This is a genomic window from Haladaptatus sp. AB618 (genome assembly GCF_024136965.1).
GTDB lineage: Archaea > Halobacteriota > Halobacteria > Halobacteriales > Haladaptataceae > Haladaptatus.
Genome location: NZ_JAMYJX010000001.1, coordinates 1,073,705 through 1,090,636, shown reverse-complemented (window position 1 = coordinate 1,090,636; position 16,932 = coordinate 1,073,705). Strand labels below are relative to the sequence as shown.

Annotated in this window: 17 protein-coding genes; 10 read left to right on the top strand and 7 right to left on the bottom strand. The window is 60.9% G+C overall.

Translation table 11 applies throughout. The features are described 5' to 3' along the window. The first annotated feature begins 75 nt into the window (after window positions 1–75). Window positions 76–1,062 (top strand): mechanosensitive ion channel family protein, encoded by a 987-nt coding sequence (locus NKF26_RS05825; protein ID WP_253227277.1) that lies wholly within the window; start codon window positions 76–78, stop codon window positions 1,060–1,062. A gap of 1 nt (window position 1,063) precedes the next feature. On the opposite strand, the gene NKF26_RS05820 is transcribed toward NKF26_RS05825, so the two are convergent. Next, the gene (locus NKF26_RS05820; protein WP_066145484.1) at window positions 1,064–1,462 is read right to left on the bottom strand and encodes a universal stress protein; all 399 of its coding nucleotides are present in this window, start codon (window positions 1,460–1,462) and stop codon (window positions 1,064–1,066) included. 67 nt (window positions 1,463–1,529) lie between these two features. Further along, the gene (locus NKF26_RS05815) at window positions 1,530–2,885 is read right to left on the bottom strand and encodes a bifunctional UDP-sugar hydrolase/5'-nucleotidase (RefSeq protein ID WP_253234085.1); all 1,356 of its coding nucleotides are present in this window, start codon (window positions 2,883–2,885) and stop codon (window positions 1,530–1,532) included. Between the two features lie 82 nt (window positions 2,886–2,967). Between NKF26_RS05815 and NKF26_RS05810 the strand changes: the two genes are divergently transcribed. From NKF26_RS05810 to NKF26_RS05795, 4 genes are all read left to right on the top strand, one after another. Then, window positions 2,968–3,207: a DUF5816 domain-containing protein gene (locus NKF26_RS05810; protein WP_253227275.1), complete on the top strand. Its 240-nt coding sequence runs from the start codon at window positions 2,968–2,970 to the stop codon at window positions 3,205–3,207. A 42-nt stretch (window positions 3,208–3,249) separates the two neighbouring features. Continuing rightward, on the top strand, window positions 3,250–3,786 hold the full coding sequence (locus tag NKF26_RS05805) for a hypothetical protein (protein ID WP_253227274.1): 537 nt from the start codon (window positions 3,250–3,252) through the stop codon (window positions 3,784–3,786). A 91-nt stretch (window positions 3,787–3,877) separates the two neighbouring features. Further along, on the top strand, window positions 3,878–4,201 hold the full coding sequence (locus tag NKF26_RS05800; protein ID WP_253227273.1) for a hypothetical protein: 324 nt from the start codon (window positions 3,878–3,880) through the stop codon (window positions 4,199–4,201). Between the two features lie 99 nt (window positions 4,202–4,300). Further along, window positions 4,301–4,789: a DUF309 domain-containing protein gene (locus NKF26_RS05795; RefSeq protein WP_253234084.1), complete on the top strand. Its 489-nt coding sequence runs from the start codon at window positions 4,301–4,303 to the stop codon at window positions 4,787–4,789. Window positions 4,790–4,807: 18 nt separating this feature from the next. On the opposite strand, the gene NKF26_RS05790 is transcribed toward NKF26_RS05795, so the two are convergent. Both NKF26_RS05790 and NKF26_RS05785 read right to left on the bottom strand, forming a co-directional pair. Beyond that, window positions 4,808–5,146, bottom strand: a complete 339-nt coding sequence (locus NKF26_RS05790) for a HalOD1 output domain-containing protein (RefSeq protein ID WP_253227271.1) — start codon at window positions 5,144–5,146, stop codon at window positions 4,808–4,810. Then, window positions 5,130–5,582, bottom strand: a complete 453-nt coding sequence (locus NKF26_RS05785; RefSeq protein ID WP_253227270.1) for a hypothetical protein — start codon at window positions 5,580–5,582, stop codon at window positions 5,130–5,132. The genes NKF26_RS05790 and NKF26_RS05785 overlap by 17 nt, the downstream gene beginning before the upstream one ends. A gap of 204 nt (window positions 5,583–5,786) precedes the next feature. Here NKF26_RS05785 and NKF26_RS05780 point away from each other — a divergent pair, with 204 nt between their 5' ends. Then, window positions 5,787–6,593 carry a succinylglutamate desuccinylase/aspartoacylase family protein gene (locus NKF26_RS05780; protein WP_253227269.1) on the top strand — a complete coding sequence of 269 codons (807 nt, stop codon included), beginning with the start codon at window positions 5,787–5,789 and terminating at the stop codon, window positions 6,591–6,593. Window positions 6,594–6,611: 18 nt separating this feature from the next. On the opposite strand, the gene NKF26_RS05775 is transcribed toward NKF26_RS05780, so the two are convergent. Continuing rightward, window positions 6,612–7,061 carry a UPF0179 family protein gene (locus NKF26_RS05775; protein WP_253227268.1) on the bottom strand — a complete coding sequence of 150 codons (450 nt, stop codon included), beginning with the start codon at window positions 7,059–7,061 and terminating at the stop codon, window positions 6,612–6,614. A gap of 25 nt (window positions 7,062–7,086) precedes the next feature. Further along, window positions 7,087–7,473, bottom strand: a complete 387-nt coding sequence (locus NKF26_RS05770) for a DUF5820 family protein (RefSeq protein WP_253227267.1) — start codon at window positions 7,471–7,473, stop codon at window positions 7,087–7,089. 530 nt (window positions 7,474–8,003) lie between these two features. Between NKF26_RS05770 and NKF26_RS05765 the strand changes: the two genes are divergently transcribed. From NKF26_RS05765 to NKF26_RS05750, 4 genes are read left to right on the top strand one after another with little or no spacing between them, the layout of a single operon-like run. Further along, the gene (locus NKF26_RS05765) at window positions 8,004–10,076 is read left to right on the top strand and encodes a PrkA family serine protein kinase (protein ID WP_066145466.1); all 2,073 of its coding nucleotides are present in this window, start codon (window positions 8,004–8,006) and stop codon (window positions 10,074–10,076) included. 3 nt (window positions 10,077–10,079) lie between these two features. Then, entirely contained in the window at window positions 10,080–12,365 is a 2,286-nt protein-coding gene (locus NKF26_RS05760) for a kinase anchor protein (protein ID WP_253227265.1), read from the top strand. Then, complete coding sequence (locus tag NKF26_RS05755; RefSeq protein WP_253227264.1) at window positions 12,356–13,666, top strand: YeaH/YhbH family protein; 1,311 nt, start codon at window positions 12,356–12,358, stop codon at window positions 13,664–13,666. Before NKF26_RS05760 ends, NKF26_RS05755 begins: the two co-directional genes overlap by 10 nt. Next, entirely contained in the window at window positions 13,663–15,648 is a 1,986-nt protein-coding gene (locus NKF26_RS05750) for a SpoVR family protein (RefSeq protein ID WP_253227263.1), read from the top strand. The genes NKF26_RS05755 and NKF26_RS05750 overlap by 4 nt, the downstream gene beginning before the upstream one ends. On the opposite strand, the gene NKF26_RS05745 is transcribed toward NKF26_RS05750, so the two are convergent. After that, entirely contained in the window at window positions 15,640–16,845 is a 1,206-nt protein-coding gene (locus NKF26_RS05745; RefSeq protein WP_253234083.1) for a HalOD1 output domain-containing protein, read from the bottom strand. The two genes, NKF26_RS05750 and NKF26_RS05745, sit on opposite strands and share 9 nt — an antisense overlap. Window positions 16,846–16,932 lie beyond the last annotated feature (87 nt).

Below are 16,932 nucleotides of genomic sequence, written 5' to 3'. Positions count from 1 at the left end.
GCTATCACTCCCGGTCTCGACACGTGTGACAGGAAAATGAGGGGGTTTTACTTAGTCGGGTGAGACGGGAGCATCATGCCGACGTTCGGAAAGGTGGTGAACGATGTATCCGACTTGCTCGGAAAGGTCGGTGCGCACGAAGTTGCAACGAACGTCTCCGTCAACAACGTCGTTCTCGCCATCCTGTTCCTCCTGCTCGGGTGGTACGTCTCACAGTTGGTCGTCAGCCTCGTCGGCCGACAGGTTGCCCGCCGCTTCCGCAGGCCGAGTATCACGAAGACGGTCCTCCTTGTAATCCGTGGGATCATCCTGTTCCTCGCGGTCGGCACCGCCGCGGCGCAGGTCGGGTTGGGTGCGTCGAACATCCTGCTCTCGGTGACGGTGTTCTCCGCCACAGTGGGTCTCGTCCTCGCGCCGATCATCGGGAGCGTCATCAACGGGTTGTTCCTGCTGGCCGACCAGCCGTACGAAATCGGCGACCTCATCGAACTGGTCGATACCAACACGCCGGAAGGGGGAACCCGTGGCTACGTCGAGGACATCACGCTCCGATACACGAAGATATTCACGCTCGAAAACACGTTCCTCGTCATCCCGAACGCGACGATGCGCGAGCGCGACGTGGTGAACTACTCCGCCGAGGACACCCGCTCCCGGCTATCGCTCCAACTCCAAGTCACCTACGAGGGGGACCTCGACGAGGCGCGGGCCATCATGGAACGGGCGGCCCGCGATACGCCGGAAGTGGTGGCGTCGGGCCCCGACATCCGCATCGGAAGCGCGCGCTATCCGAGCGACCCCGTCGCACAGGTACGGGACTTTGCGAATCACGGCGTCCTGCTCGAACTCCGCTACTGGGTGAAAGACCCGTACAACATGCTCCGGGTTCGGTCACACATCATGGAACGAATCTGGGAGGAACTCAAGGACGCCGACGTGGAAATCGCCTACCCCCACTCGCATCTCGTCTTCGACGACACGAGCGGCGTCGCCCGCGTCTCGATGGAACCCGATCGGGAACGAACCGAAACGCCGTCACCCGTCGAATTCGACGAACGCTGACTTAGCCGACCGTAATCAGTTCGCAATCCACCTTTTCGCGGAGGAAGGTCTCGATGTTCGGATCGTCCACCAGTCGACGGATCGCCCGCCGCCAGCGTCCGACCTGTTTGCGGCCGATGACGACGATGTCAGCACGTGTCGCGGCGATCTCGTCAAGAATCGTCTCCTCCACCAGAAACCCGTCCCGAACGACGTATCTCGCGTTGGTGACGCGACCGAACGCCTTTTCGACGGTTCGTTTCAAATCGGTTCGCGTCACGTCGCTTCCGCGGTGATAGAGGTTGACGTGTAAGACGGTGAGGTCCGCACCGTATTCCTCGGCCACACGAAGCGCCTCCGAGAGCGTTCGACGCGAGTGTTCCGTCAGCGGGTATCGGACTGGAACGAGGACGCGGGTCATGTGGTGTCGAAAGCGACCCACCGGGGAGAAGTTTACTATCCGTTCGTGACGGTCCCTTGGCCGGGGTCTATCGACGCGCGATACGACCCTCGATCTTCGGTTCAATGCCGAACCGGCGGGCGTAGTCGGCCAACACTTCGTACTGTAGCTTTCCGGTTTCGGTGCGGTGTTCCTCCCGAAGCGCCGGAAATTCCCGGTCGCTCTGGAGGAGGTACTCGGTCGTTGCGAGGGTGTAGGTGACATCCTCCAGCAGCGTCTCCCCGCCGATGGTCGCCGATTCGACCGCCCGCTCGGCCTGGTTCCAGACGAGTTCGACCCCGCTGAGATGGCCGTGCCACCAGTCGTGTTCGGCGAAACCGATGGTCGGGTCGTAGGCCTGTCGAAGCACGTCGAGGAGCTCCGCTCCCGTGAGTTCCGCGACAGCCACCCGTTCCTGAAACGGGAGCACGCTCACGAGGTCGCCGACCGTTACCTCACCCGAAAGGGGTTCGCCTTCGCGGATGCCGCCGCTGTTTTGCAGGCCGACCGCCGCGTCGGTCGCCCAGCGGTACGCGTCGGCGACGAAGTTTCCGATCCTGCTCTCGCCCCGGAACGTCGTGGTTTCGGTTCGCTCGATGGGGGTGGAGACGGTGGCGACGACGGAATCGAGTCCGGAGCCCCCCTTCTGTTCTTCCATCATCGTGGCCACGTCCTCGTCTCGGGGGGCGTCCGCAACGCGGTGGCGGTTGACGGACGGTTCGTCGTCCAGTTCGATGGAGAAGAGGACGTGGCCGTTGACACCGGGACGGGTGACGAGCGTTCCGTTCACCTGTTCGATTCGTTCGGAGTGAACGTGCCCCCCGAGAATCACGTCCACGTCGACGGCGGCGGCGAGTTCCTCGTCGTAGCGCCCGAGGTGGGAGAGTGCGACGACGTAATCGACGCCCTCGTCACGGAGATGGGAGACGGTCGCTTCCGCGGCCTCGATCGGGTCGGTGAACTCCAATCCCTCCGTATTCGGATTGATCGAGGGCGTCTCGGGCGTCGTCACGCCAAAGAATCCGACCCGCGTTCCGTCGATTTCCCGAACGGCGTACTGCGCAGTTCCGGCACCGGCGGCGAATCGATTGTCGCCTTCGCGTATGTTGGCGGTGAGCCACGTCTGGGGGGACCGCCAAACGAGTTCACGCGTTCGGTCGATCCCGTAATCGAAGTCGTGGTTGCCGAACGTCTCGAAATCGGGCGAGATAGCGTCGAAGAACGAGAGTGCCTGTTTCCCCTCGGTGACGAGGGAGAGAACGCCAGGTGCGGTGTTGTCTCCGGTCCCGACGACGAGCGTCCGTTGGTCCCGATTCGCGTTGATACACCCCGCGAGTCGACCAGTCCGGTCCGGGTCATCGTAGACGTTCTCGATGTCCGAGTAGTGGAGGATACGGAGAGCCATTGGCGAGGTGTTCCAGGGAGAAGACAAGATTCCTTCGATATGTTCAACACCCCTAAATCGCTGGACCCACAAAGGGTGTATGATGAATACAGCGACGACCAGAGACGACGAAACCGTCTACATCAACGAATCGGATGGGACTCGCGGATCGAAGGGACCCTTCTTCGTCGTCTATCGCTCGCCCGATTTCGACCGCCGATACGGCTACTTCTGTGGGAACTGTGAGACGCTCGACAACGCGATGGATTCGATGGGTCGAATCGAGTGCAATCGGTGTGGCAACCTCCGAAAAGCGACCGAGTGGGACGCGGCGCACGAATAGATCGGCCGGATTCTTTAGGGGCCATGCGGCGTGAGCGTTAGTATGGCTTCGACTGACGAGGAACTGGTCGAGGAGTTGGAAAGCCAGCGCCAAACCATCATGCTGGACGGGGCGTTGCGGTTGGTCGAGGAACATCACTGGGACACCGATGCGGGCGTCGAGCGCGAACTGTTCGAGGAGTATTTGGACACGATGACGTTTCGATACGAGGGCTTTTCCTCCTCGGTGGACGAGGCGCTGGTCAGCGAGGATTCCTGGCACGGGGGCGGCCACATTTACGAACTCCCGGGGAATCGAATCAGCTACTATCCGCCACGATGGCACGACGAACTCAGTGAAAGGTCCGACCTGCGCGAGTACCTCCGAGTGATGGAGACGGACGCGATGGAGACCGAAGGCGGCGACCGCGAAGCCGTCACGGACGACGGCGTGCTGATGGACATGCTGTTGGATGCGGCGGTCGCCATCGGGGGCATGGACCGGGAAGACGCACGCAGCCAAATCGAGACCCTCAAAACCGACGGTGAGGTACGTGTCTATCCCGAACAACACGCAAACCCGTGGGTTCAACGAATCTAGTGGCCATTCGTTTCGATATTTTGAACGAATCCTTACAGTTGTTCGAATCCGCAAGAACATTTATTACGGTCCCTGCGGTAGGTCTATACGGATGGCCCCTGTTAGCACACCACCGACCAAGGAGGCCAGGTCGATTTTCAACCGCCTCGGATACGAGGTTCTGGACGACGGAGACGAATTTCGCGCCAGACGAAAGTGGCGCGAAGTACGCGTTTCCGCCCTCGCAGATTCCGGGGAGATGCCGACATATGGGACGCTTCGATGTTTCGTGACGTGGGCAGAGAACGCGACACGACTGCGCAAACGTATTCGGGATTCGAATCCCGATTACGAGTGGGCAGTCATCGCGGTAGACGAGAGCGGGGACTACGAAGTCGCCCGGGCACCGCCGAGCAAAGCGGTGGTGGCTCAGTAGGGGTATCGGATTGAAACGGCCCGTCGCGGGCACGATTTTGTCTTTTTCGTGGGTCAGTAGCCACAGTAAACACGATGGAGCCCCAACGACGGATCACGGATGGACGAGCACACGCACGACCCGACCGCGGCACCGCCGTTGCCAGGCGAGTCACCGACCGGATGGCTCGCCGAGCGGAACCGGTGGGAGCACGGTACCCTCCGCACGGCGGTGATTCACGGTGTTCGACTGTTCAACACCGGGGAGTTCCACGCGAGCCACGACAGTTTCGAGGACGAGTGGTACAACTACGGCAACGGGTCGGTCGAGAGCGCGTTCCTCCACGGAATGGTGCAGGTCGCGGCGGGCGCGTACAAACACTTCGACTTCGAGAATAACGAGGGCATGCGTTCGCTCTTCGAGACAGCGTTACAGTACCTCCACGGCGTGCCGGATGACTTCTACGGCGTGGACGTGGCCGACGTGCGCGCGACGATGAACGAGGCGCTCTCGGACCCGAGCGTTCTTCACGGGTGGAGAATCAGGTTGGACGGCGAGCGACCGACGGTGGACGAGGATGATCACGGCGAGACGGACCGTTTCGAATGAGCTTCACCCACGGGAAATCTACTCGTACACGGAAATCCAGCCGTCGCTTTTGACCGTGACGCGGTAGTCCCCAAACGTGAACTCGACGGTGCCGAGACCGGCGCGACTCTGCCCCGAGACGTCGGGTCCGAAGAAGGCGTCCTCCAAGGCGGCCACATCGACGCAGTCGTACAGGACAGGGTCATTCAACTCCATCGGCGACACTCCCTTGGCTTCCGCGATGGCACCGACGATGGTCGCCGTGAGGTCGTAACTACCTCCCTGTTCGTATCGTGCCTGCTGAACGAGCGTCCAGTGTCCGTCGTCGTCGCCACCATCGACGTCGGCACGGTCGTCGCTCTCACTCGTTCGTGTCATCCATCTCCCTCCGAGCGTGGGCTTCCTGCCGAGCGTCGAGGCTTGCACCTGCGCCCGCTAGCGCGGCTACCACCTGTTCGGCATTGGGTCCAGGCCGGATGATTTCGTTCGCTTCATCGAACGCGAGCACTCCTTCGTCCACCAGTTTCGGAACGTGTGCGTGATAGAGCGAGGCGTACGTTCGTTCGATGTCCTCCTCCGGCAGGTCCCCTTCCGGAATATCGGTCTCCCACGACGCTACTTTGACCGCTATTTCGGTCAACTCCCATTCGGTTTGGGATTTCAGCGTGTAGACGAGATATCGTCGTCGTGATTCCGCGAGCGCTTGGAACACGTGATCCAACTCCAGAACGTCCTCCGAGAAGTCCTCCGTCGAAACACGCTCTGAAGGGACACCCGAGCGTGTTTCGACGTCGGATGGATTTTCATCGTCCATACTTGGGGGGTTGTGTGCCCAAGGATATCATTGTTTGTGCGTGTCTTGCAATGAATCTGTGGCTAAATCACGGGGTTCATCGTCAAATACTTTGATCGAAATGGAGGATGACAACGGACGCTTCAGCGTCCGCTCTGACATCTTCTTTTGCCGCAAAAATCCGAGTGTAAAGCGCTTTCAAGCTTCGACACTTGACTTCGGTAAATGCGAATCGAGCAGTTAGGTGAAGGGACGCCGGAAGTCGCAATCGTCGCCGGGATTCATGGCGACGAGCCGTGCGGTCCGAGGGCGGTCGAGCGGTTGTTGACTGAGAACCCGGACGTGGAGCGAGCGGTGAAAGTCGTCGTGGCGAACGAGCGCGCGCTCGAACGGGGTGTCCGATACATCAACGAGGATTTGAATCGGGTCTTTCCGGGTGACCCCGACGCGGAGACGTACGAACAGCGGTTGGCCCACGAACTGGTCACGGAGTTGCGGGACTGTACCGTTCTCTCCTTGCACTCGACGCAGTCGTACGCCCAACCGTTCGCGCTCGTGGACCGTGTGAACGCCGTTGCGCGGTCGATCTGTCCGTACCTGCCGGTTTCCGAACTGGTCGAGACGGACGTGTTCACCAAGGGAAAACTCATCTCGCACCCGCACACGCTGGAAGTCGAGTGCGGCCTCCAAGGATCGGACGAAGCGGCCCGGAACGCCTACGACCTCGTGCGGGGATTCCTCGCGGGAACGGGCGCTCTTCCGTTACCCGAGGGGGAGAATCCGGTGAACGCGGGAACCCGCGACGAAGTCGAGGTCTTCCGCATGGATCAGCCGGTGCTGAAAAACGGCGGGTCGGAGTTCGAAGTGTTGGTGGACAACTTCCAACGAGTCGGAGAAGGGGAGGCGTTCGCGACTTCGGACGGGGCGGAACTGGTCGCGGACGAACCGTTCGTCCCCGTGTTGATGTCGGCGTACGGCTACGAGGACATCTTCGGCTACACGGCCGAATACGTCGGCGCGCTCGGAAACTGATTACCGCAGAAGAACGGACTATTTCTCCTTCGAGTCGAACTCGACCAGCGTCAAATCGCGGTCCAACATGCAGTAGTCGTGCGGCGGGTCGCCGACGATTTTCGAGATTCGGTACTCCTCGTCGAACTCGGCACCGGCCGGTTCACAGAACTCGTGACTCGGACAACCGACGTGTGGGCACGGTCCTTCGAGGCTCGCCTTGCTCCCGGCGTAGGCGTTTCGCGCGGAGACGTTGGCGCGGACGGTCGTCGGTTCGACTTCGACGGCGGTCACGCCGTCGTCGTGGACGCCACAGGGGAGCGTCTGTGCGCCTTCCCGAACGTCGGTGATTCGATATTTGATCCCTTCGGAGAGATTGAGACACTGATTTCTGTAGGGACAGCCTTCACAGGCGCTGGCTTCGCCCTGGTAGACGAATTCCTGACCGGCATCCGCGAGACGGGTGCCAACGAGGGTGATAGTGGACATACGCGAGCGTATGTGTGGGCCTCGGTTAAGCCTCTCGCCCCGTCAATTCGTCCAACTTGTCGAGGTATCTCTCGCGGGGGACTTGATAGCACGAACGGTAGTCGACCTCGCCTCGGTCGAACTCCGCGGCGAGCGAGACGGCGGCCGTAATTGCTTCTTCGCGCGCGGGAAACTGCGGTGTCCCCGGAAGCGTGACTTCGGGTTCGAGGAAGAACTCGAAATACCACGAATCGGTCGCCCGCCGTTCCTGGGGTGGTCGATTCGGCGTCCCCTGCGTGACGTACAGCGTCGGCATGCACGCGGAGGGAAACTGCTGGGTGTCGAAAACGTCCGGACGGTAGGCGAGGATACACCGTCCGTTCGGTTCCTCGTGCCAGACGACCCACGACTCGGGAAGGTTCTCGATGGACACAGCGGCGGTTGGTGACGGACGTGGGTAAGGCTTCCCTGTCCACGATATCGACCAGTATATAAATGGAGTTTATACGGTGGTTTTTCACACTATCGAATTTCACCGCTACAAGCCCACTATTTCCTAACTTTGGGCTTTAAAGGTCCTTAATCTATATCAAAAGAGCCTTGTGTATGGACAACAGTTATATATGCCCTCGTCCTATCTATTAAACAGTATCGGGTGGTAGCAGTCCGCACGGTACACGGTCTCGAACCATACGCTTCCGTGACGAACGGATGTCGAAACGAGTTGACTGGTTTCCGAAGCGATGGATGGCACGCATAGCATATGATCCCGCGATTGACGCAGGAGTTACTGCGGGCGCGCACGCCGTCGCCCGACAAGCCCCGCCGGAGAGCGATCGCGGTGGTTCGACCGACACAACTTTGTGATTGCATGCCGACTACGTACTTCCCACCGGTATCGGGCCGCCCGGTCGGTCTCTCTCTCCCTTGGTCCAAACGAAGCTCCAAACAATGCGTGATACAATGAAAGGTGACATCGAAACGCTGGACGACCTCAGCCGCAGTTACCAGGAATCGATGCCGGAAGACCTCCGTGAAACGAAGTCCTTCGACTGGTACCTTCGGGAGGTATACGAAGACCCGAAGGTAGCCCGAAACGCCCACCAGCGAGTCGCGGACATGTTCGACTACTACGGCACGGAGTACGACGAGGACTCCGGCGTCGTCGAGTACCGATTAGCATCCGAAGACCCCCTGTTCGACGGGGAAAACACGTTCTACGGACGCGAGATACACCGCGCGATTCACGAGTTCGTGAACAAGGTAAAAAGCGGTGCGCGTGGGCTCGGTCCCGAAAAACGCATCAAGCTACTACTCGGCCCGGTCGGGTCGGGGAAGTCCGACTTCGACCGACAGGTCCGCAAGTATTTCGAGGACTACACCCTCCAAGACGACGGCCGCCTGTACACGTTCCGGTGGACGAACCTCTGTGACGTGATTCCCGACCAGGACCCGTCCGACGACGTGATTCGGTCCCCAATGAACCAGGATCCGCTCGTCCTGTTGCCGCTCGAACAGCGCCAGCGCGTCATCGACGACATCAACGAAGCGTTGGACGCGCCGTACACCATCAAGAACGAACAGGCGCTCGACCCCGCCAGCGAGTTCTACATGGACTCGCTGCTGGCCTACTACGACGACGACATCAAGCAGGTGCTCGAAAACCACATCGAGATCTTCCGCCTCGTCGCCGACGAGAACAAGCGCCAGTCCGTCGAGACGTTCGAACCGAAGGACAAGAAGAACCAGGACGAGACCGAACTCACGGGCGACGTCAACTACTCGAAGATCGCCATCTACGGCGAATCCGACCCCCGGGCGTTCGACTACTCCGGCGCGTTCTGTAACGCGAACCGGGGTATCTTCAGCGGTGAGGAACTGCTCAAACTCCAGCGGGAGTTCCTCTACGACTTCCTGCACGCCACCCAGGAACAGACCATCAAGCCGAAGAACAACCCGCGGATCGACATCGACCAGGTCATCGTCGGCCGGACGAACATGCCCGAGTACCGGGACAAGAAGGGCGACGAGAAGATGGAGGCGTTCAACGACCGGACGAAGCGCATCGACTTCCCGTACGTCCTCGAGTACGAGTCGGAGGCCGACATCTACCGGAAGATGCTCCGGAACGCCGACGTTCCCGACGTGCACATCGAACCGCACACCCTGGAGATGGCTGGGCTGTTCGGCGTGTTGACCCGGATCGAGGAACCGGACACCGAGATGGTGGACCTTCTCCAGAAGGCCAAATCCTACAACGGTGAAATCGAGGACACCGATGACGTGGACGTGAAGAAGCTCCGCGAGGAGGCCGAGGAGAAGGCCGACATCGGTGAAGGGATGGAAGGCGTCTCGGCGCGGTTCATCGGCGACGAGATCGCGGAAGCCATCATGAACTCCACGCACCGGAGCCGTGGCTTCCTGAGTCCGCTCTCGGTGTTCAACCACTTCGAGGAGAACCTCGAAAATCACGGCTCCATCCCCGAGGAGAACTTCGAGACCTACTACCGCTACCTCGAAACGGTCCGCGGTGAGTACCGCGAACGCGCGATCGAAGACGTGCGCCACGCGCTCGCCTACGACCTCGACGAGATCCAACGGCAGGGCGAGAAGTACATGGACCACGTGATGGCCTACATCGACAACTCGACCGTCGAGGACGAACTGACCGGGCGTGAACAGGAGCCCGACGAGAGCTTCCTGCGCGCCGTCGAGGAGAAACTCGAAGTCCCCCGTGACCGCAAGGACGACTTCCGACAGGAGACCTCGAACTGGGTGTCGCGACGTGCCCGCGAGGGACAAGCGTTCGACCCGCAGGACAACGACCGCCTGCGCCGCGCCCTGGAGCGGAAACTCTGGGAGGACAAGAAACACAACATCAACTTCTCGGCGTTGGTGTCGGCGAACGAAATGGACAACGACGAACAGAACGCGTGGGTGGACGCACTGATAGAACAGGGCTACTCACGCGAGGGTGCCAAGGAGGTGCTCGAATTCGCCGGGGCGGAAGTCGCCCGCGCCGAAATGGAGGAGTAACCAGTGACCGAAGGCAGCGACTACATCGACGACGCGAACCGTGAACTCCGGGAGACCTACGAGGAGCCGATGAGCCTCGCGGAGTACGTAGACGCGGCGTTCGAAAACCCGACCATCGCCTCACACGCGAGCAAGTACCTCCTCGAAGCCATCGAGTCGATGGGGCGGCGAACGGTGGTCGAGGAGGGCGAGGAGAAGGAACGCTACAGTTTCTTCGACGACCCGCACAACGACGGCGAGCACGCCATCCTCGGCAACACCGAGGTGCTGAACGCGTTCGTGGACGACCTGCGTTCCATCGCAGCGCGTCGCGGCAAGGAGGAGAAGATAATCTGGTTCGCCGGACCGACGGCGACCGGAAAGTCCGAACTCAAACGCTGTCTCGTCAACGGGCTACGCGAATATTCGAAAACGCCCGAAGGGCGGCGTTACACCGTCGAGTGGAACATCGCCACCGCGACGGAAGCGCCGGGACTGACCTACGGCGACGACGCCGTCGCGACGAGCGAGGAGAACTGGTACGCCAGTCCCGTTCAGTCACACCCGCTGCTCGTCTTCCCGCCGAAGGTCCGTGAAGGGTTGCTCGACACGCTGAACGCCGAACTCGACGACAACCTCGACGTGCTGGTCGACGGCAAACTCGACCCGTTCAGCCGTGAGGCGTACGACTATCTGGAGGAGCAGTACCGCAGGGAGGGCGAGGAGGAGCTTTTCTCCGCCATCACCGACCCGGCACATCTCCGCGTGAAAAACTACGTCGTGGACATCGGCGACGGCATCGGCGTCCTCCACTCGGAGGACAGCGGCCGCCCGAAACAGCGCCTCGTCGGCAGTTGGATGCAGGGGATGTTGCAGGAACTCGACTCGCGCGGGCGGAAGAATCCGCAGGCGTTCAGCTACGACGGTGTCCTCTCGCAGGGCAACGGTCTGCTGACCATCGTGGAGGACGCGGCCCAACACGCGGACCTCCTGCAAAAGCTGCTCAACGTACCCGACGAGAAGGCGGTCAAGCTGGACAAGGGTATCCAGATGGACATCGACACCCAGCTCGTCATCATCTCGAATCCGGACCTCGAAGCGCAGTTGAACCAGCACGCCGATGCTGGAGGGGCGGACCCACTTCGTGCGCTGAAACGGCGGCTCGACCGCCGCGAGTTCCGCTACCTGACGAACCTCAGTCTGGAAGCCGAACTCATCAGGCGCGAACTCACGAACGAGACGTCGGTGTGGCGGGCCGACGTGTACGACGAACTCGAAGCCCGAATTCGGGAACCCATCGGCGTTCGAGTTCGGGACGGCGACGACATCAACGAGCGTGAAATCGCACCCCACGCCATCGAATCGGCGGCGTTGTACAGCGTCGTCTCCCGACTCGACGGGAGCGACGTGCCCGCCGGACTCGACCTCGTTGACAAAGCCATCCTCTTCGACCGCGGCTACCTGTTGGACGGCGACGAGCGCATCGAGAAGGACGATTTCGACTTCGACGACGACGCGTCGGACGGGGCGGGCGGCATTCCGGTCACGTACACCCGCGATACCATCGCCGGACTGCTCAACGATATCCGTGACCGCCACCACCCCGACTACGCTGTCGAACAGGTCATCATGCCACGCGACGTGCTCAACGCGATGGCCGAGGGAATCGGGGATGCCCCCGTCTTCTCGACGGCCGAACGCACCGAGTACGAGAACCGCCTCGTGCCCGTGAAGAACTACATCTTCCAACAGCAGGAGAGCGACGTGCTCGACGCCATCATGCGCGACCGCCGGGTGGACGAGGAGACCGTCGCCGAATACATCGAACACGTCTACGCGTGGGCGACCGGCGAGGTCGTCGAAAACGACCGCGGCGAAGAGATCGAGCCGGATGCGCTGAAGATGAAGGTGTTCGAAACCGAGCACCTCGGTCGGTTCAGTCCGGACGCCTACGAGGTGAACCACGAACCGAGTCCGGCCGTGGCCGAGTTCCGCCGGAACAAGGTCATCACCGCGCTGAATCGCCACGCGTGGGAGAGCCGAAACGAGGAGTTCGAAGTCGGCGATATCGACCCGAAGGAGGTCCCGATCATCAAAACAGTACTCGCAAACAACGACTGGGACGACGTGCACCGTGTCTACGAGGATTTCAACCCGAGCCAGTGGGAGAACCCGCCACGGAACACCGAGACGGCCGAGGTAAAAGAGAAGACGATACGGAACCTACAGGAACTGTTCGGCTACTCCCCCGCCTCGGCCGAGCTGACGAGCCAACACGTCATGAATCAGGTGAGCTACAAATGGGATTGAGAGACGACCTCGAACGATACCGTGAAGTCGGCGAGGACCGCCGTGAGGACCTCGCCGAGTTCATCCAATACGGTGACCTCGGCCAGAGTCTCCCCGATGAGATTCACATCCCCATCAAAATCGTGGACCTCCCGGAGTTCCGCTACGACCAACGCGACCGGGGTGGTGTCGGCCAAGGACAACCCGACGTGGGCGACCCCGTCGGTCAACCACAGCCACAACCCGGCGACGATGGTGAGGAGGAGGGTGACCCCGGCGACGAGTCGGACGAACACGGCTACTACGAGATGGACCCGGAGGAGTTCGCCGAGGAGTTGGACGACGAACTCGGCCTCGAACTCGAACCGAAAGGGAAGGAGGTCATCGAGGAGACCGAGGGCGATTTCACCGACGTGACGAAGACCGGCCCCGACAGCACGCTCGACTTCGAGCGCATGTTCAAGGAAGGTCTGAAGCGCAAGCTGGCGATGGACTTCGATCCCGACTACATCCGCGAAGCGATGGGCGTCGAAGGCTGGGGTCCGGACGAGGTGTTCCGGTGGGCACGCGGAAACAACCTCACCGTCTCCAAACGCTGGGTCGAGGAGAACTACGAGGCCCTGTCCGCCGACGAGCGCACGAAGTGGTCGAGCATCGAGGAGATGGAGTCGAAGGTCGAACCGACCAGCACGGCCCAGAAAATCCGCGACCACGGCGTCAAGAACATCCCGTTCCGTCGAGAGGACGAACGGTACCGCTACCCGGAGATCATCGAGGAGCGCGAGAAGAACGTCGTCGTCGTCAACATCCGCGACGTGTCCGGGTCGATGCGCGAGAAGAAACGCGAACTCGTGGAGCGGACGTTCACGCCGCTGGACTGGTATCTCACCGGGAAGTACGACACCGCCGAGTTCGTCTACATCGCCCACGACGCGGAGGCGTGGCGGGTCGAACGCGACGAGTTCTTCGGCATCCGGTCGGGCGGCGGGACGAAGATTTCGTCCGCCTACGAACTCGCGGGACGCATCCTCGAAGAGGAGTACCCGTGGGCCGACTGGAACCGCTACGTGTTCGCGGCGGGTGACAGCGAGAACAGCCGGAACGACACCGAGGAGAACGTCATCCCCCGGATGGAGGAGATTCCAGCGAACCTGCACGCCTACGTCGAAACGCAACCCGAAGGCAAAGCCATCAACGCGACCCACGCCGAGGAAGTCGAGCGCCATTTCGGTGACTCGGAAAACGTCGCCGTCAGCTACGTCAACGGTCCGGAGGACGTGACGACCGCGATTTACGAAATCCTGAGCACGGAGGCATCATGAACGAGCGAATCGAAACCCAACGGAAGGCCGAAGAGTTGCAGGAGCCAGTCGTGGAAGCCCGAAACCTCGCGCGGAAACTCGGTCTCGACCCGTATCCGGTCAAGTACTGGATCGTCGACTACGACGAGATGAACGAACTCATCGCCTACGACGGGTTTCAGGAGCGGTACCCGCACTGGCGCTGGGGGATGAAGTACGACCGCCAGCAGAAACAGGGCCAGTACGGCGGCGGCAAGGCGTTCGAGATCGTCATCAACGACGACCCGGCCCACGCCTTCCTCCAACAGTCCAACAGCCTGTCCGACCAGAAGGCAGTCATCACGCACGTCGAGGCCCACTCGGACTTCTTCGCCAACAACCGCTGGTATCGGATGTTCGCGGACGAACTCGACGCGGCGGCGCTCCTCTCGCGCCACGCCGACAGGGTTCGGCGTATCATGGCCGACCCGGAAATCGACCGCGAGGAGGTCGAAAAGTGGATCGACAACGTGCTCTGTCTGCAGGACAACATCGATCAGCATCAGGCGTTCAAGCACCAGCATCGGGTTCAGGAGGACGAGGAGCACGAAACCGACGAGATCTCCGACCAACTCGCCGAGATGAACCTCAGCGACGAGGTTCGTCAGGAAGTGTTCGACGACGAATGGCTCGAAGCCCAGCAGGAAAAACAAGCGGGAGCGCTCGAAGAACCCGAAAAGGACCTGCTCGCGTATCTCCGAGACCACGGAAGTGCTTACGACCCCGAGGAGGGCAAAGCCGTCGAGATGGAGGAGTGGCAACGGGAAATCCTGGAGATGCTCCGCACCGAATCGTACTACTTCGCCGCCCAGAAGACGACGAAGGTGATGAACGAAGGTTGGGCCGCGTACTGGGAGTCGATGATGATGGGCGAGGAGGGCTTTGCGGGGTCCGACGAGTTCATCGAATACGCGGACCATCAAGCGCGCGTTCTCGGGTCGCCGGGATTGAACCCGTACAAGCTCGGAAAACAGCTGTGGGAGTACATCGAGAACACCGAAAACCGTCGCGAAGTCGTGCGTAAACTCCTCCGCGTGAAGGGCATCACGTGGCGGAACTTCCACGACGTAGTTGACTTCGAGCAGGTCAACGAACTGATCGAACCCGACCCGGCGCTGGAAACGGTGACGTCCGAGACGCTGTCGGACCTCGAATCGCTCCCGGCGGAAAAGATCGACACCGAAGCGCTGGAGCAGGCGAAAGCTGGCGATATCGACGTCGATGCCCATCCGTGGAAGGTGCTCTCGTACGAGGGGTTGGCGGAACGCCACTTCTCGCTCTGTAAGCTCCAGAATAGGGGGTTCCTCGAAGCCATTCCACAGGCGGACTTGGAACAGTACGCCCGGTACATGATGGACGACGAGCGGTACGGGAGCACCGAGGAAGCGCTGGCAGACGTGGAGTACACCGTCGGTTGGGACCGGATGTACGAGGTGCGGTCGAGTCACAACGACGTGACGTTCCTGGACGGCTTCCTGACGAAGGAGTTCGTCACCGACAACGAGTACTTCACTTACGAGTTCAGCCGAACAACCGGCGATTACCGGGTGACGAGCACGGAATACGAGGACGTGAAGAAGAAGCTGATGCTCCAGTTCACGAACTTCGGCAAGCCGACGATGGCCGTCTACGACGGTAACTTCGACAACAAGAGCGAACTCCTGCTCGGCCACCACTACAACGGCGTCATGCTCGACCTCGAACAGGCCACGCGGACGCTCGAACGGATCTACGAACTCTGGGGCCACCCGGTGAACCTCAAGACCATCGTGAAGGAGATCGACGAGCGCGACGCCGAAATCGCACGACGGCGTGACCGCGAGCCGGAACCGGAAGAGCAGGGAAAACTCATCCGCTACGACGGAGACGAGTTCGAGATGCGCGACCTGCCGTGGAGTGCGGTCGAGGACATCGCGGCGACTGAGGTCGATTACAACACGAAACCGGACGAGTGGCTAGCGTGAGTCGTACAGTTTGATCTCACCGCTATCGACCACCACCTCGTATCCTTCGTACTGAAACGTCGCGTAGACGGAGATATCCTCGTGCTCGGCGAGCCGTTGGAGCGCATCGATGTCGATGACGTCCGAGAGGATCGGTTGTAATTCCGTCGGTGGGACGTCCCGCACGTTCGCCAACGCTCGAGCGAGCGTCACGACGATAGAATCGGGTGCGGTGCCGTACACCGTCCAGTACGCTTCGTCGGATTCGTCTTCGGGTGGATCGTTCGTTCGGATTCGCTCACTGTCGGAGAGGCTCGGGAACAGTTCAGTGGACGAGTCGTCCGTCGTCAGTTGCACGTATCGTTCGAGCACGTCCCGATCGATGGCCGAGGAGACGACGTTCCCATCGAGTTGGAGAACACCGACCTCGGCTAACTCCGGCAGATGGACGTGCCACAACGTGATGTGGACGCGTTCGTATTCGTTCTCGCTCGGGACCCCAGACCCTTCCCACATCGCTATCTGTCGTGCGATTCCGGAGACGGTCGCCGAGTCGCTGACCTCACAGAGGTATCGGCAGACGTGCCGTCGGCGAGGGGAACCGAGGAGCGCGAGGAGGACGTCGGCCGAGACCGCCGGTTCGGTCTCTTCGTAGCCGTGCACGACATCGAACAGCGAACGGAGCATGGCGACGGTCGAACCGTCATGCGCGTCCGGGACGATATGGAAATGTGCCACGACGTCGAGATGCCGAAGCTGGTCGGTTAAGGTCGCGAGGAACCGAAACGCGGTCGTTCGGTCGACGTGGCGAAGGAGCGTCGAGACGGAGTCAAAACAGAGTACCGTCGGATGGTCGTTCGCCGACCATTCGTCGAGATACAGTCGAATCGTGGTTTCGAGTCGACCGAGACTCGCGGGGTTCGACAGCGAGACGGAGTTCTGATCGCCGTGTGGTTCGAGTCGGTGTGTTCCGGTTCGTGCGTTGCCACCACCGATGGCGATGATTCCGAGTTCCGTCGGTTCGTCGCCGATTCGCGATTGCCACTGCTGTAACACGACTTCCGGTGACCGATTGTAGGTCACGATGAGGACGTTTCGTTCGCGCGCCCCATCGCCGGACAATCGATGCACACAGTCGATATCGCCCTCCCTCCCCATCGCGGCGGTCGAGAGAAGCGTGCTTCCCGCGTCGAATGATGAATCACCTGCTGTGGTCATGTCGATTTATATCTACCACATATTTCAGTCCCCCATACAGAGAACGTATCGTCTGACTGTGTCAACCAAAGGCACCCCACGGTAATA

Bases quoted from the DNA above. Each gene is read 5' to 3' on its own strand.
- NKF26_RS05825 (WP_253227277.1), top strand. From the start codon at position 76: ATGCCGACGTTCGGAAAGGTGGTGAACGATGTATCCGACTTGCTCGGA.
- NKF26_RS05820 (WP_066145484.1), bottom strand. From the start codon at position 1,462: ATGACCCGCGTCCTCGTTCCAGTCCGATACCCGCTGACGGAACACTCG.
- NKF26_RS05815 (WP_253234085.1), bottom strand. From the start codon at position 2,885: ATGGCTCTCCGTATCCTCCACTACTCGGACATCGAGAACGTCTACGAT.
- NKF26_RS05810 (WP_253227275.1), top strand. From the start codon at position 2,968: ATGAATACAGCGACGACCAGAGACGACGAAACCGTCTACATCAACGAA.
- NKF26_RS05805 (WP_253227274.1), top strand. From the start codon at position 3,250: ATGGCTTCGACTGACGAGGAACTGGTCGAGGAGTTGGAAAGCCAGCGC.
- NKF26_RS05800 (WP_253227273.1), top strand. From the start codon at position 3,878: ATGGCCCCTGTTAGCACACCACCGACCAAGGAGGCCAGGTCGATTTTC.
- NKF26_RS05795 (WP_253234084.1), top strand. From the start codon at position 4,301: ATGGACGAGCACACGCACGACCCGACCGCGGCACCGCCGTTGCCAGGC.
- NKF26_RS05790 (WP_253227271.1), bottom strand. From the start codon at position 5,146: ATGACACGAACGAGTGAGAGCGACGACCGTGCCGACGTCGATGGTGGC.
- NKF26_RS05785 (WP_253227270.1), bottom strand. From the start codon at position 5,582: ATGGACGATGAAAATCCATCCGACGTCGAAACACGCTCGGGTGTCCCT.
- NKF26_RS05780 (WP_253227269.1), top strand. From the start codon at position 5,787: ATGCGAATCGAGCAGTTAGGTGAAGGGACGCCGGAAGTCGCAATCGTC.
- NKF26_RS05775 (WP_253227268.1), bottom strand. From the start codon at position 7,061: ATGTCCACTATCACCCTCGTTGGCACCCGTCTCGCGGATGCCGGTCAG.
- NKF26_RS05765 (WP_066145466.1), top strand. From the start codon at position 8,004: ATGAAAGGTGACATCGAAACGCTGGACGACCTCAGCCGCAGTTACCAG.
- NKF26_RS05755 (WP_253227264.1), top strand. From the start codon at position 12,356: ATGGGATTGAGAGACGACCTCGAACGATACCGTGAAGTCGGCGAGGAC.
- NKF26_RS05750 (WP_253227263.1), top strand. From the start codon at position 13,663: ATGAACGAGCGAATCGAAACCCAACGGAAGGCCGAAGAGTTGCAGGAG.
- NKF26_RS05745 (WP_253234083.1), bottom strand. From the start codon at position 16,845: ATGACCACAGCAGGTGATTCATCATTCGACGCGGGAAGCACGCTTCTC.